Here is a 14,180-nt window from a genome sequence, read left to right on the forward strand (position 1 = left end):
TTTTTTCTCTCCCCCCCCCCCCCCCCCCCCCCCCCCCCCCTCCCTCCCTTCCCCCCCCCCCCCCCCCCCCCCCCCCCCCCCCCCCCCCCCCCCACGTCCCACTCATTCCCGGACCCGGACCTACACGGGCCAGTACGTACGGCCCCATGTCGTCGGCCCCGGTGCGGGAAGGCGGTGGCGGGCCACGCGCGCCGGGTCGGACCAGGCGTCGAGCACCGCGGGCGCGCCGGACGGCTGGTTCGCGACCGCCGCGGCGCGCGCCTGGACCACCGCGAGTGCGGCGGCCAGCTCCTCCGGGGTGGGGTTGCCTCGTACGACCTTGATCATGAACGGACTCCTCGCTGAAGCGCGGTCTGGCTGAGGCACGGCCTAGAGGGGGATGTTGCCGTGCTTCTTCGGGGGAAGGGATTCCCGCTTCGTACGCAGCTGACGCAGGCCCCGGACAAGATGGGCGCGGGTCTCCGACGGCATGACGACGGCGTCGATGTAACCGCGCTCGGCGGCCGTGTACGGGTTGAGGAGCCGGTCCTCGTACTCCTGGATGAGACGGGCCCGGGTCGCCTCGACGTCGCCGGTGGCCTCCGCCGCCGCGATCGTCTTGCGGTGCAGGATGTTCACCGCGCCCTGCGCGCCCATCACCGCGATCTGCGCGGTCGGCCAGGCCAGGTTGAGGTCGGCGCCCAGGTGCTTGGAGCCCATGACGTCGTACGCGCCGCCGAACGCCTTGCGCGTGATGACGGTGATGAGCGGGACCGTCGCCTCGGCGTAGGCGTAGATCAGCTTGGCGCCGCGGCGGATGATGCCCGTGTGCTCCTGCTCGACGCCCGGCAGGAAGCCCGGCACGTCGACGAAGGTGATGACCGGGACGTTGAACGCGTCGCAGGTGCGGACGAAGCGGGCACCCTTCTCGGACGCGTCGATGTTCAGGCAGCCGGCGAACTGCGTCGGCTGGTTGGCGACGATGCCCACCGGGCGGCCCTCGATCCGGCCGAAGCCGGTGAGGATGTTCGGCGCGAACAGCGGCTGCGTCTCGAAGAACTCGGCGTCGTCAAGGACGTGTTCGATCACGCTGTGCATGTCGTACGGCTGGTTGGCGCTGTCCGGGATCAGCGTGTCCAGCTCGCGGTCCTCGTCCGTCAGCTCCAGGTCCGCGTCCTCGGGGAAGGCGGGCGGCTCGCTGAGGTTGTTCGAAGGCAGGTAGGAGAGGAGGGACTTGACGTACTCGATCGCGTCCTTCTCGTCGCCCGCCATGTGATGGGCGACACCGGAGGTGCTGTTGTGGGTGCGGGCACCTCCCAGCTCCTCGAAGCCGACGTCCTCACCGGTGACCGTCTTGATGACGTCGGGCCCGGTGATGAACATGTGCGAGGTCTGGTCGACCATGACGGTGAAGTCGGTGATGGCGGGGGAGTAGACCGCCCCGCCCGCGCACGGACCGACGACGAGCGAGATCTGCGGGATGACGCCGGACGCGTGCGTGTTCCGGCGGAAGATCTCCCCGTACATCCCCAGGGCCATGACGCCCTCCTGGATGCGGGCGCCGCCGGAGTCGTTGATGCCGATGACCGGACAGCCGGTCTTCAGGGCGAAGTCCATGACCTTGACGATCTTCTGGCCGTAGACCTCGCCGAGGGCGCCGCCGAAGACCGTGAAGTCCTGGGAGAAGACGGCCACGGGGCGGCCGTCGACGGTGCCGTAACCGGTCACGACCCCGTCGCCGTAGGGGCGGTTGGCCTCCAGGCCGAAGTCGGTCGAGCGGTGCTGGGCGAACTCGTCGAACTCGACGAAGGAGTGCTCGTCCAGGAGCAGATCGATGCGTTCGCGCGCCGTCAACTTGCCCTTGGCGTGCTGCTTCTCGACCGCGCGAGCCGAACCGGCGTGCTTGGCCTCCTCGATGCGGCGCTGCAGATCAGCGAGTTTTCCCGCAGTCGTATGGATGTCGATACCCGTGGCACCCGCGTCGGCGGTGGCGGAGGTATCACTTGCGGCACTTGGCACGGGCACGTTGGGCTCTTCCGGCTCGGACATAGGGATGCGGCTCCCTGCCTGCTCAAAGGGGCGACTGGCGGCTTGCGACGGTGGCTTGAGGCTGCTGTGACTCGCTTGCTACTGACTCGTAGGGTAGCTGCGCGTATACGGTTCGGCAGTGCGGCGTTTACCACACCTAAGGTGGCTTGCATGACGCCGCGAGATGCTTCAGACGATCCTTCGGACACTCCTTCCGGTACGCCTTCGGGCGCCCCTGACGACAGCCGCTGGTCCGACCTCGAAAGGCCGCCCCTGAACGCCGCGTCGCTCCGGCGCGCGCTGGTGCGGGACGGGAGTCTGTGGACCTCCCTGGACGTGGTGCCCGCGACAGGGTCGACCAACACGGATCTGGCCGCACGAGCCGACGAGCTGCCCGAGGGCGCGGTCCTCGTCGCCGAGGAGCAGAGCTCGGGGCGCGGCCGGCTCGACCGCCGCTGGTCGGCGCCCGCGCGTTCCGGTCTCTTCTTCTCCGTGCTCCTGAAGCCGGGACCCACGGTGCCGGTCGAGCGGTGGGGGTGGCTGCCGCTGCTCACCGGGGTCGCCGCCGCCACTGGGCTCTCGCGGGCGGCCGGGGTGGACACGGCCCTCAAGTGGCCGAACGACCTCCTGGTGACGGTCGGCGGGGAGGAGCGCAAGGCGGGCGGGATCCTCGCGGAGCGGGCCGGTTCGGCGGAGGCGGGTGGCGTGGTGGTCGGACTCGGCATCAACGTGACCCTGCGCTCGGACGAGCTCCCGGTGCCCACGGCGGGTTCCCTCGCGCTGGCCGGGGCGACCACGACGGACCGGGACACGGTGCTGCGTGCGGTGCTGCGCTCCCTGGAGCAGTGGTACGGGGACTGGCGCGCGGTGGAGGGCGACCCGGCGGCCTCCCGCCTCCAGGAGACGTACGCGGCGGGCTGCGCGACGCTTGGCCGCAAGGTCCGCGCGGAGCTGCCGGGCGACCGCTCGATCACGGGCGAGGCGGTGGCGGTGGACGGCGACGGCCGCTTGGTGCTCGCCACGGGGGACGGGGTGCAGGAGCCGGTGGGGGCGGGGGATGTGGTGCATCTGAGGAGGGTGTAGGGGTGTAGGTGGTGTGCGGGAAGCCTGTCCGTCCTGGTGAGGATGCGGGGCAGACGGGCGGCCGGATGGGAACGGTGTGTTCGTCAGGGCACATGCGGGGGACCCACAGTTCGAGGCACCCCGCCGGGAAAGGCGTGAGCTGCGGCACACCTGCCGTAAAGTTGGCGCCGGTCGATACCTGACCGCGGCAGATCGGAAGGGCAGCAGGCGTGACCGTCGACGACACGGGCTCGGGCGCGGGCGATTCCGCTCCCGGCGGTGAGCCCGGACGTACCGCTGGGTCCGTCGGGTCCGTCACCCATGCGTTCGACTCGATGGACTCCGGGGACGAGAAGCCCGGGGGCCAGGAGAAGGACCCCCTCGCCCTGCGCCTGGAAGGGCTGATCCTCGGCGCGGACCGCCGCTACACCCCGTTCCAGGCGGCCCGCAGCGCGGGCGTCTCCATGGAGCTCGCCTCCCGCTTCTGGCGGGCCATGGGCTTTCCCGACATCGGTCAGGCCAAGGCCCTGACCGAGGCGGACGTGCTCGCGCTGCGCCGCCTCGCCGGTCTCGTCGAGGCGGGGCTGCTCAGCGAGGCGATGGCGGTGCAGGTGGCCCGGTCGACCGGGCAGACCACCGCCCGCCTGGCCGAATGGCAGATCGACTCCTTCCTGGAGGGTCTGACGGAGCCGCCCGAGCCGGGCATGACCCGGACCGAAGTGACGTACCCCCTGATGGAGCTGCTCCTGCCCGAGCTGGAGGAGTTCCTCGTCTATGTCTGGCGGCGGCAGCTGGCCGCCGCGACCGGCCGGGTCGTGCAGGCCGCGGACGACGAGGAGATGGTCGACCGGCGGCTCGCGGTCGGTTTCGCCGACCTCGTCGGCTTCACGCGGCTCACACGCCGTATGGAGGAGGAAGAACTCGGCGAACTCGTCGAGGCCTTCGAGACCACGGCCGCGGACCTGGTCGCAGCGAACGGCGGGCGGCTCATCAAGACGCTGGGCGACGAAGTCCTGTACGCCGCCGATGACGCGGGCGTGGCCGCGGAGATCGCGCTGCGTCTCATCGAGACCATGGCCAACGACGAGACGATGCCCGAGCTGCGCGTCGGCATCGCCTTCGGCACGGTCACCACGCGCATGGGCGACGTGTTCGGTACGACGGTGAACCTCGCGAGCCGCCTCACGTCGATAGCGCCTCGGGACGCGGTCCTCGTGGACGGCGCGCTCGCGGAGGAGCTGACGCGGACGGGTCAGGCGCCCGCCTCTGAGACCGAGGCGGCGGAAGCGGCTGAGGTGGCGGAGAAGGAGGGCACCGAGCCGCCCTCCTACCGCTTCGCGCTCCAGCCGATGTGGCAGCGTCCTGTGCGTGGTCTCGGCGTCGTCGAGCCCTGGCTGCTCGCCCGGCGGAGCTGAGTTCCCCGCCGCACCCGGACCACCGCCTCGCGGTGGAATTTTCCCGCACGCCCACCCGGCACCCCGCACCGGTGACATGATCCTCGTGCAACGCGATAACGATCGTTAACCGGACGTGGAGGAAAGCAATGGGCGGCGAGCAGCGGTTCGGGGAATTCGTCGGCGTCAGGCGGCACGGGTACGTCGCCGAGCTCGTCCTCGACCGGCCCAAGGCCATGAACGCCGTGTCCACGGACATGGCCCGCTCCATCGGCGCCGCCTGCGACGCCCTCGCGCGGGACGGTGACGCCCGCGTCGTGGTCGTCACGTCCACCCATGAGCGGGCGTTCTGTGTCGGCGCCGACCTGAAGGAGCGCAATTCCTTCTCCGACGCCGAGTTGGTGCGCCAGCGCCCCACGGCGCGGGCCGCCTACACCGGCGTACTCGAACTGCCCATGCCGACCGTCGCCGCCCTGCACGGCTTCGCGCTCGGCGGCGGGTTCGAGCTCGCGCTCGCCTGCGATCTCATCGTCGCCGACCCGACCGCCGTGGTCGGACTCCCCGAGGTGTCGGTCGGCGTCATTCCCGGCGGCGGCGGTACGCAGCTGCTTCCGCGCCGGGTGGGCGCGGCCCGCGCCGCCGAGCTGATCTTCACCGCGCGGCGGGTGGAGGCGGCCGAGGCGCGGGAGTTGGGGCTCGTCGACCAGCTTGTGGACGAGGGTGAGGACCGTACGGAAGCGCTCGCGCTCGCCGCGCGGATCGCGGCCAACTCGCCCGTCGGACTGCGCGCCGCCAAGCGCGCCCTGCGGCTCGGTCACGGGCTCGACCTGCGCGCCGGTCTGGAGGTCGAGGACGCCGCCTGGCGCTCGGTGGCCTTCTCCGGTGACCGGGCGGAGGGTGTGGCGGCGTTCAACGAGAAGCGGAAGCCGAACTGGCCGGGAGAGTGAGCGCGAGGGCGGGCGCGGGTCCGAGGACGGCTGCGGGTGCGGGCGCGGGTGCGAGAGCGGGTGCGAGGGCGGGCGGGAGAGTGAGCTGAGCGTCCGGTCCGCACTCTGCGTAATGTTCCAATCGCCCAAAATGTCGTAAATCTCCTAGCCTAGGGAGATGGGAGAGGACGTTCGGCTGCGGGCCGTAGTCGTGCTGGCGCAGGGGATGGCCGCCGCGCACACTCCGCGTGAGTCCTGGCGGGCGGCTGCGCGCGGTGCGTGTCATGCCCTTTCGGGGAGTTTCGCGGCCCTGTCCGTCTGGGAGCGCGACCTCGGACGGCTGAGGGTGCTCGTGAACGTGGGCGAACGCGCCGAGGGGGAGGAAGAGTTCCCGGAGCGTGAGGCGTATCCGGTGCACCAGTTCCCGGAGATCACCGAGTTCCTGCACGAGCGCTGGGCGGGCGGCGGCGAGCCGCACGCCTGGGTCGAGACGACGGGCGGGCCCGCACGGAGCACGGCTCCGGGCTACTGCCACCAGCGCGTCGCGGCCCTGCGCAGACGGGGCCGCGGCTGCTGCGTGGTCGCGCCGATCGTGCTGCACGGGCGGGCGTGGGGTGAGCTCTATGTGGCGCGCCCGGTGGGGGCGCCGGTCTTCGACCGCGCGGACGCGGACTTCGCGACGGTGCTCGCCTCGGTGGTCGCGGCGGGCATCGCGCAGACCGAACGCCTGGAGGAGGCCCGCCGCCTCGCCTTCAGCGACGCGCTGACGGGTCTCGCCAACCGGCGCGCGGTCGATCTGCGTCTTGAGGAGGCGGTGGAGCGTCACCGTACGGACGGGGCGGTGGTGAGCCTGGTCGTGTGTGACGTGAACGGCCTCAAGCGGGTCAACGACACCCAGGGTCACGCGGTCGGCGACCGGCTCCTCGAACGCTTCGGGTCGGTGCTCTCCCTGTGCGGGGCGATGCTGCCGGGGACGCTGGCCGCGCGGCTCGGCGGGGACGAGTTCTGCCTGCTCTCGGTGGGGCCATCGGCCGACGAGGTGGTGCGGGTCGCGGACGAACTGTGCGTACGGGCCGCCGAGTTGGAGCTGGGGGACGGCGTCGCGTGCGGGGTCGCCTCCACGGAGGACCCGATCGGCGAGGTCCGCTCCGCCCGCCGTCTGTTCCGGCTCGCGGACGCGGCCCAGTACCGCGCGAAGGCGGCGCGCGCGCTGAAGCCGGTGGTCGCGGGGCGCGAGGGCGCGGACGACCCGGTGGTGCGGCTCGCGAACTCGGAGGGCTCGCGCCCGGCGGGCGAGAGGCGCCGCTTCCGGGGGCGCGGTCCTGAGCCGCGGGGCGATGAGCGGGACTCCGGGGGCTTCACGGACTCCACGGACTCCAGGGAGGGCGGGCGCGGGCGCTGAGCGGTAAGAGGCTCAGGTCGTATCCACCCGTGACACCTGGCGATTCAGTCCGTACGCTGCTGAATATGGATATGCATACCGTGGTCCTGGGGACGTCCGGGACGACCGCAGCGGACGTCATCGCCGTCGCGCGCGGCAACGCCCGGATCGAGCTCTCGGCCGAAGCCGTGACCGCCCTCGCCGCCTCGCGCGAGATCGTCGACGCCCTCGCGGCCAAGCCCGAGCCCGTCTACGGCGTGTCGACCGGCTTCGGCGCCCTCGCCACCCGGCACATCGGCCCGGACCTCCGCGCCCAGCTGCAGCGCAACATCGTCCGCTCGCACGCGGCGGGGATGGGCCCGCGCGTGGAGCGCGAGGTGGTCCGCGCGCTGATGTTCCTGCGTCTGAAGACGGTCTGCTCCGGCCGTACCGGCGTACGTCCCGAGGTCGCGCAGACCATGGCCGACGTCCTCAACGCGGGCATCACGCCCGTCGTGCACGAGTACGGCTCCCTCGGCTGCTCCGGCGACCTCGCGCCGCTCAGCCACTGCGCCCTGACGCTCATGGGCGAGGGCGACGCCGAGGGCCCGGACGGTGAGCTGAGGCCCGCGGGCGAGCTGCTCGCCGCGCACGGCATCACGCCGGTCGAGCTGCGCGAGAAGGAGGGCCTCGCTCTCCTGAACGGCACCGACGGCATGCTCGGCATGCTCGTGATGGCCCTCGCCGACCTCGACGCCCTCTACAAGTCCGCCGACATCACCGCGGCCCTCACCCTGGAGGCGCTCCTCGGCACCGCCAAGGTCCTCGCCCCCGAGCTGCACGCCATCCGCCCGCACCCGGGCCAGGGGGCGTCCGCCGCCAACATGCTCGCGGTCCTGGCCGGTTCAGGGCTCACCGGCCACCACCAGGACGACGCGCCGCGCGTGCAGGACGCGTACTCGGTGCGGTGCGCGCCGCAGGTGGCGGGCGCGGGGCGCGACACCATGGCGCACGCGCGTCTTGTCGCCGAGCGTGAGCTCGCCGCCGCCGTCGACAACCCGGTGGTCCTGCCCGACGGCCGCGTCGAGTCGAACGGCAACTTCCACGGGGCGCCGGTGGCGTACGTCCTGGACTTCCTCGCGATCGCCGCCGCGGACCTCGGCTCGATCACCGAGCGCCGCACGGACCGCCTGCTCGACAAGAACCGTTCGCACGGTCTTCCGCCCTTCCTCGCGGACGACGCGGGCGTGGACTCGGGCCTGATGATCGCCCAGTACACGCAGGCGGCCCTGGTCAGCGAGATGAAGCGCCTCGCGGTCCCGGCGTCGGCCGACTCGATCCCGTCCTCCGCGATGCAGGAGGACCACGTGTCGATGGGCTGGTCGGCGGCCCGCAAGCTCCGTACGGCGGTCGACAACCTGACCCGCATCGTCGCGATCGAGCTGTACGCGGCCACGCGCGCGGTCGAACTCCGCGAGGGCCTCACGCCCGCCCCCGCGACCCGGGCGGTCATCGAGGCGATCCGCAAGGCGGGCGTCGAGGGCCCGGGTCCGGACCGCTTCCTCGCCCCGGATCTGGCGGCGGCGGACGAGTTCGTACGCTCCGGCGCGCTCCTCGACGCGGTCGAGCCGGTGACGGGCCCGCTGGCCTAGCGGCGGCATTTCGTACGTGGACGGGGGCGCCGTCACCTGCTGACGGCTGACGGCTGACGGCTGACGGCTGATGGCCGACGGCTGACGGCTGGCGGGTGACGGCGCCCCCGTCGTGTGGTGACGGCGTGTCAGTCGCGGTCGACGTGCTCGTGGGTGATGTCGCCCTTGACGGCGTCGACATCGAAGTCGGTCTTGTTCCAGTCCTTCGTGACGACGTCGACGGACCAGACGAGAGAGCCGTCGTCCTTGTCGTCGAGGCCGACGGAGGTGACCGTGCCCTTCGTCTTGTCCATGGCGGTCTTGGCCGCCTGCTCCGGCGTCTGCTTGACGCGGGAGAGCCAGTCGGCCGTCTCCTTCTTGTCGTCGGCGTCCCGGTCGCGCTCGGGGTCGGACCCCAGCACCTTGCCCGAGACGGCGTCGACGCGGACGGTGTGCGAGGTCCCGTCCTTCTCGGCCACCTCCGCGACCCACTGCGGCCCCGCGGCCCCGGCGCTCTGGCTGGGACTGGGACTGGGGCTCGTGCTGGCGGCGTCGTCATCGTCGCCGTCGTCGTCCTTGACGTCGTCCGCGCTCTTCAGTTCGAGGTCGGTCAGCTTGCTCCCCTTGACCTCGTCCACCGCCGTGGCGGCGGCCTTGTCGTAGGTGACCTTGGTGGCGCCGAGCAGCTCCTTGCGCTCCGACTGGTCCTGGGTGAGCGACGCGCTGCCCGAAGGGCTGGCCGACGGGGTGGTGGTCGCCCCTTCCGGCACGGTCTTCGCCGCCTCCGAGGTCGCCGCGGAAGCCGACTTGTCGCTGCTGTCCTCCCCGCAGCCTGTCACCAGTGCCGCTGAGGCCACGAGGGCGCACACGGCACCGACGAGACGGAGCTGACGGGCGCGCGGGGCGCCGCTGTTCCTGCGCAGGGCATCGATTCTCATAACGGCATGCCTAGCCGCCCGCCCCTCCACCCATGTGGTCCGACACCCAGGGTCACCCGATCGACGAAGCGGCGCCGTCCCCCCGGTGCCCGGTCGCCGGGGAACTGCAAGGAAATCCCAGAAGAGCGTGACGACACGCCGTACGGGGTGGGACTTTTCTGCGGCGCACCGCTAGACGCGCCGGGGGGGGACTTACCGGGACCGTGCGGCGAGGCCTTCCGTCAGGACGTCCATCGCGAACTCGAACAGGGCGTCCGGGGATTCGGCGGCCAGTTCCTGGCTCGCCCGGCGCAGCTGAGGCAGCTCGTCCCCGGAGTCGGACCGCAGCCATGGGGGCGGGACCTGCTCCAGGTCGGCCGGATCGAGGTCCGGGGGCGGCCGGTCGTACGCGCGGTCCTGCAGCTCCACGAAGCCGACGACGAGCCGGATGGCCTCCATGCACGCCAGATAGGCGTCGCGCAGGGGCAGGCCGACCTCGGCGAAGAACCCGATGAGCCCGTCGACGTTCCGCAGCATGGCCGGATCGCGGGCCATGGTGATGTTCTCGCTCAGGGCGAGGGTGGTCATGCCCGGGTGGCGCCGGTAGTGGGCGCGCAGATCCCGGAGGTATCTCCGGAGGGAGTCCCGCCACTCGTTCGCGTCGAGCGCCGGCGGCTGCCACCGGGCCTCGAAGACTTCGGCGGCCACGGTGATCAGATCCCGCCGGTCCTCCACGTAGTTGTAGAGGGCCCGGGGTGAGACGCCCAGCTCGTTCGCGAGGGAGCGCATGGTCAGTTCGGCGGCCTCGTGGTCGCCGAGGAACTCCAGCGCCGCCTGGCCCACGCCCGTACGCGTGAGGGTCGCGCGGCCCTTCCGGTGGGTGGGGCGCCGCCTGGTCCGGGGAGCGGCGGCGGGCGCGGGGTCGGTGTCCGGAGTCTCGCTGTGCATCGCCACTGACCGTACCGGGCGCCTGCGACGGCTCGGGCGGTGACGGCCGCACCCTTGAACTTCACACTCGTTGACTTTAAGCGGGCGCCCCGTCAGAGTGATCCAAGTAAGGCTGCCCTCGCCTGACCGCCGCCCCCCCCTGGAGCCGCTCGTGCCCCGCCTGTCCGGCCTCGCCATGGACGTCACCCCCCTGCGCGAAAATCGCGACTTCCGCCTCCTCTACGCGGGCTTCCTCGGCGCCCTCGTCGGCACCCTGATGACCAGCGTCGCGGTGGCCGTCCAGGTCTACGACCTCACCGGCTCGCCCCTCCAGATCGGCCTCGTCAGCCTCGCCCGCGCCCTGCCCCTCGTCGTCGGCGTACTCATCGGCGGTGTACTGGCCGACCGCCGCGACCGCCGGACGCTCATGCTCGTGACCCGACTCCCCCTGACGCTCGTGGCGGCGGGCCTCATGGTCAACGCCCTCGTGCCGCACCCCCAGCTGTGGGTGATCTACACGGCGACCGGCCTCACCGGCCTGTTCGCGGGCCTCGGCGGTCCGGCGATGATGGCGGCGATCCCCGCCCTCGTGGGCACCGAACGCCTCGCGGCGGCGGGCGCGTTGACGGCCGCGTCGACCCAGCTTGCCGCCCTCGTCGGCCCAGCCGTCGGTGGCGTACTCATCGCGGGACCGGGCCTTGCCGCCTGCTTCGCGGTGGACGCGGCCGGGTTCCTGGTCTTCTCCGTCGCGCTGCTCTTCGTACGCCCGCTGCCCCCGGCGAAGGCCGCCACGGGAAAGGGGGTCCGGCAGGCCTTCGCGGCCGTCGCGGACGGGATCCGCTTCGTCCGGGGGCACCGGCTCATCGTCGGCCTGCTCCTCGTCGACGCCGCCGCGATGGTCTTCACGATGCCGCAGGCGCTGTACCCGGTCCTCGCGGACGAGCAGTTCGGCGGCGGTCCAGGAGTGGTGGGCCTGCTCTACGCCGCCCCCGCGCTCGGCGCGCTCGTCGGCGCGGCCACCAGTGGCTGGACGGCGCGCGCGGGCGGGCACGCGCTGATCGGGGCGGTGCTCGTGTGGGGCCTTTCACTGACGGGCTTCGGCATGACGTCCTGGCTGCCCCTCGCCCTGACCCTCCTGGCCCTGGCCGGTCTCGGCGATCTGATATCCGAGACGCTCCGCTCGGCCCTCCTCCAGCACGGCACCCCCGACGAACTGCGCGGCAGGGTCAGCAGTCTCTGGATGGTCCAGGCGACGGTCTCCCCGGCCCTGGGCAACGCGGCGGTCGGCTTCCTGGCGGAGCTGACCAGCGCGCGGGCGGCCGTGATGGCGGGCGGGCTCGTGTGCGTGACGGCGACGCTGCTTGTCGCCGCGGCGTTCCCCGCACTGCGGGCGGCGCGGCTCGGCTCGCGGCTCGGCGAGCCGGACCCCGTCCGTCAGTGATCCGGACCCCGCCCGTCAGCGAGCCGCGCCCCGCCTCTCAGTAAGCAGGCCCCTGCCGCTCCCGTCGTACCGAATACGCCACGAACCCCGCCCCGAGGCCCAGGAACGCGGTCCCGCCGATCAGGTACGGCGTCGTGTCGACGCCCGCGCCCGTGTCCGCGAGGTGGGCCTTCGCGGGGGCGGCGGTGGTGGTGGCCGTGGTGGCGGTGGTGTCCGATGGCGGCGTGGCTCGGCGCTGTTCGGTGTGGACGACCTGCTGGGAATCAGGGGCCGTCGGAGATCTGAACGTTGCCGTCGCGTTCGCGGAGGGAACGAACCACAGGGCTCCGAGCAGGGCCCCGGCGGCGGTGGCAGTCAGCAACGATCGACGTGCGGACACGGAATCGGATCCCCCTTGTGGCGCTGGCGAATTGGCCGTGTGGGGCGATGGTAATGAAAGGCGCGGGTCGTGGGAAAGTCGCGGGGGTCCCGGGTCGTACGCTCCGACCCATGAGCACACCTGAGACATCACGTTTTGTACGGCTCCGCGTCGAATTGGTGGTCGAGGTCGACGACTCCGGCGACCTCGCCGCATCCGCCCTTCGTCGCATCGCGGATGACGAGCACATGCCCGCCGAGGAGCGGCTGCATGCCGAGACGGCCGTCAAGGAGGACGACGCCGAGGCCCTCGCCTATCTGGTTGATCCGTTCGACCTGGTCAGCCAGCTGCCCGGCGTCGAGCTCTCACAGGCTTCCTGGAGCAGCGAGCAGATCGACTACGACCCCGATTCGCCTGACTGGGAGGGCGACGAGGATGATGAGGACGACGACGGGGACACGGACGCGGGCACGGACGGTGCCGGCGGCCGAGGGTTGTAGGGCGTAGACGGAAAGTAGTTCGTCCGGCGGATGAATGCCGGACGAAAAAAACGGAACCCGTAGCCCCGGACGGCAACCGCCGCCCGGGGTTCCGTCGTCTCAGAGGTGCACGGCTGTCACCGGCGCATCGCATGACGTGGTCTTCCCCACATCTTCGGCGGAAGTGGAACGGGACGAACCGGGCAGGACGTTATGCGGGACTGCGGGGACTCTCGGCGTTCTTGGCGTGTTGGGGAATTCAGCAACGATGGAGAAGCGTGTGATGACGGACAGTAGGCGGCAGCGCGGGCGGCGCAAGGGTCTCGCGGCCGTGTCCGCTCTGGTCGGTGGCGTCCTGGTGCTCTCGGCCTGCAGCAGCGACGACGGCGACAAGAACAGTGCCGGCGGCAAGGAATCGCAGAACCAGGTCGACGAAGCAGCTGCCAAGAAGACGTCCGAGGCCGACATCAAGATCGCGCCCAAGGACGGTTCCGACAACGCGGGCATCAACAACGCGGCCGTGGTCAAGGTGAGCAAGGGTTCCCTGACGGACGTCACCATGACGACCGAGAAGGGCACCGCGGTCGAGGGGCAGATAGCTGCCGACAAGAAGAGCTGGAAGCCCAGCGGCCAGCTCGAGCGCGCCACGACGTACAAGATCACCGCCACCGCCAAGGACTCCGACGGCCGCAAGGCCCACGAGAACTCCAAGTTCACGACGGTCTCGCCGGCCAACAGCTTCATCGGGAACTTCACGCCCGAGGACGGCTCCACGGTCGGCGTGGGCATGCCGGTGTCGATCAACTTCGACAAGGCGATCACGAACAAGAAGGACGTGCAGTCCCACATCAAGGTGTCGTCGAGCAGCGGCCAGGAAGTCGTCGGCCACTGGTTCGGCGACAACCGCATCGACTTCCGCCCCGAGGACTACTGGAAGGGCAACTCCACGGTCACCCTGAAGCTGTCCCTCGACGGCGTCGAGGGCGCGGACGGCGTCACCGGCGTCCAGCAGAAGACGGTCCAGTTCAAGATCGGCCGTAACCAGGTCTCCGTCGTCGACGCCAAGACGAAGCAGATGAAGATCATGCGGGACGACAAGGTCATCAAGACCATCCCGATCTCCGCGGGCTCCCCGGAGAACAAGACGTACGAAGGCAAGATGGTGATCTCCGAGAAGTTCAAGGAGACCCGCATGGACGGCGCGACCGTCGGCTTCACGGACGGCGACGGCAAGGGCGAGTACGACATCAAGGACGTGCCGCACGCCATGCGCCTGTCCCAGTCGGGCACGTTCATCCACGGCAACTACTGGGGCGCCAAGTCCATCTTCGGCGGCGCCAACACCAGCCACGGCTGTGTCGGTCTGCAGGACGCCAAGGGTGCGGGCGACAAGAGCACCCCGGGCGCCTGGTTCTACGACAACTCGATGGTCGGTGACGTCGTGGACGTCCGGAACACCGGCGACAAGACGGTCCAGCCCGACAACGGCTTCAACGGCTGGGTCATGGACTGGGCGCAGTGGAAGGCCGGTTCGGCCGTCTGAGCCGACCCGACATCTTCCGCTCGACGCGCGGCGGGGGGGGGGGGGGGGGGGGGGGGGGGGGGGGGGGGGGGGGGGGGGGGGGGGGGGGGGGGTGTTTTGTTCCCCTCCTTTTTTGCTTTCTCCTTCGCTCTTCCT

13 protein-coding genes are annotated in these 14,180 nt (G+C 71.3%); 8 read left to right on the forward strand and 5 right to left on the reverse strand.

Annotated elements, in window-relative coordinates; genetic code table 11:
• Positions 1–120 precede the first annotated feature (120 nt).
• Positions 121–327, reverse strand: a complete 207-nt coding sequence (locus ACZ5CR_RS13990) for an acyl-CoA carboxylase subunit epsilon (RefSeq protein WP_468857170.1) — start codon at positions 325–327, stop codon at positions 121–123.
• A 42-nt stretch (positions 328–369) separates the two neighbouring features.
• A complete protein-coding gene (locus ACZ5CR_RS13995) occupies positions 370–2,028 on the reverse strand; it encodes an acyl-CoA carboxylase subunit beta (RefSeq protein WP_468857171.1) in 1,659 nt (552 codons plus the stop codon).
• Positions 2,029–2,178: 150 nt separating this feature from the next.
• Between ACZ5CR_RS13995 and ACZ5CR_RS14000 the strand changes: the two genes are divergently transcribed.
• The 5 genes from ACZ5CR_RS14000 to hutH all read left to right on the forward strand — a co-directional run bounded on the left by ACZ5CR_RS14000 (position 2,179) and on the right by hutH (position 8,401).
• Entirely contained in the window at positions 2,179–3,090 is a 912-nt protein-coding gene (locus ACZ5CR_RS14000; protein ID WP_468857173.1) for a biotin--[acetyl-CoA-carboxylase] ligase, read from the forward strand.
• Positions 3,091–3,299: 209 nt separating this feature from the next.
• Complete coding sequence (locus ACZ5CR_RS14005) at positions 3,300–4,484, forward strand: adenylate/guanylate cyclase domain-containing protein (RefSeq protein ID WP_468857176.1); 1,185 nt, start codon at positions 3,300–3,302, stop codon at positions 4,482–4,484.
• Positions 4,485–4,612: 128 nt separating this feature from the next.
• On the forward strand, positions 4,613–5,410 hold the full coding sequence (locus ACZ5CR_RS14010) for an enoyl-CoA hydratase/isomerase family protein (RefSeq protein WP_468857177.1): 798 nt from the start codon (positions 4,613–4,615) through the stop codon (positions 5,408–5,410).
• Positions 5,411–5,567: 157 nt separating this feature from the next.
• Positions 5,568–6,791, forward strand: coding sequence for a GGDEF domain-containing protein (locus ACZ5CR_RS14015; protein ID WP_468857180.1), 1,224 nt, complete (start codon positions 5,568–5,570; stop codon positions 6,789–6,791).
• A 71-nt stretch (positions 6,792–6,862) separates the two neighbouring features.
• Positions 6,863–8,401 (forward strand): histidine ammonia-lyase, encoded by a 1,539-nt coding sequence (gene hutH, locus ACZ5CR_RS14020; protein ID WP_468857469.1) that lies wholly within the window; start codon positions 6,863–6,865, stop codon positions 8,399–8,401.
• A 128-nt stretch (positions 8,402–8,529) separates the two neighbouring features.
• Here the strand turns inward: hutH and ACZ5CR_RS14025 are convergent, their stop codons facing one another.
• The gene (locus tag ACZ5CR_RS14025) at positions 8,530–9,318 is read right to left on the reverse strand and encodes a PepSY domain-containing protein (protein ID WP_468857182.1); all 789 of its coding nucleotides are present in this window, start codon (positions 9,316–9,318) and stop codon (positions 8,530–8,532) included.
• Positions 9,319–9,510: 192 nt separating this feature from the next.
• Entirely contained in the window at positions 9,511–10,245 is a 735-nt protein-coding gene (locus tag ACZ5CR_RS14030) for a TetR/AcrR family transcriptional regulator (RefSeq protein ID WP_468857185.1), read from the reverse strand.
• 151 nt (positions 10,246–10,396) lie between these two features.
• On the opposite strand from ACZ5CR_RS14030, the gene ACZ5CR_RS14035 reads away from it, so the two are divergent.
• Entirely contained in the window at positions 10,397–11,665 is a 1,269-nt protein-coding gene (locus tag ACZ5CR_RS14035; protein ID WP_468857187.1) for an MFS transporter, read from the forward strand.
• Positions 11,666–11,702: 37 nt separating this feature from the next.
• Here the strand turns inward: ACZ5CR_RS14035 and ACZ5CR_RS14040 are convergent, their stop codons facing one another.
• Complete coding sequence (locus ACZ5CR_RS14040; RefSeq protein ID WP_468857190.1) at positions 11,703–12,044, reverse strand: hypothetical protein; 342 nt, start codon at positions 12,042–12,044, stop codon at positions 11,703–11,705.
• A gap of 110 nt (positions 12,045–12,154) precedes the next feature.
• Here ACZ5CR_RS14040 and ACZ5CR_RS14045 point away from each other — a divergent pair, with 110 nt between their 5' ends.
• Positions 12,155–12,523 (forward strand): hypothetical protein, encoded by a 369-nt coding sequence (locus tag ACZ5CR_RS14045; protein WP_468857191.1) that lies wholly within the window; start codon positions 12,155–12,157, stop codon positions 12,521–12,523.
• A 262-nt stretch (positions 12,524–12,785) separates the two neighbouring features.
• Positions 12,786–14,045, forward strand: coding sequence for a L,D-transpeptidase (locus ACZ5CR_RS14050; protein ID WP_468857193.1), 1,260 nt, complete (start codon positions 12,786–12,788; stop codon positions 14,043–14,045).
• Positions 14,046–14,180: the final 135 nt, after the last annotated feature.

The organism is Streptomyces sp. NPDC031274 (genome assembly GCF_055570235.1).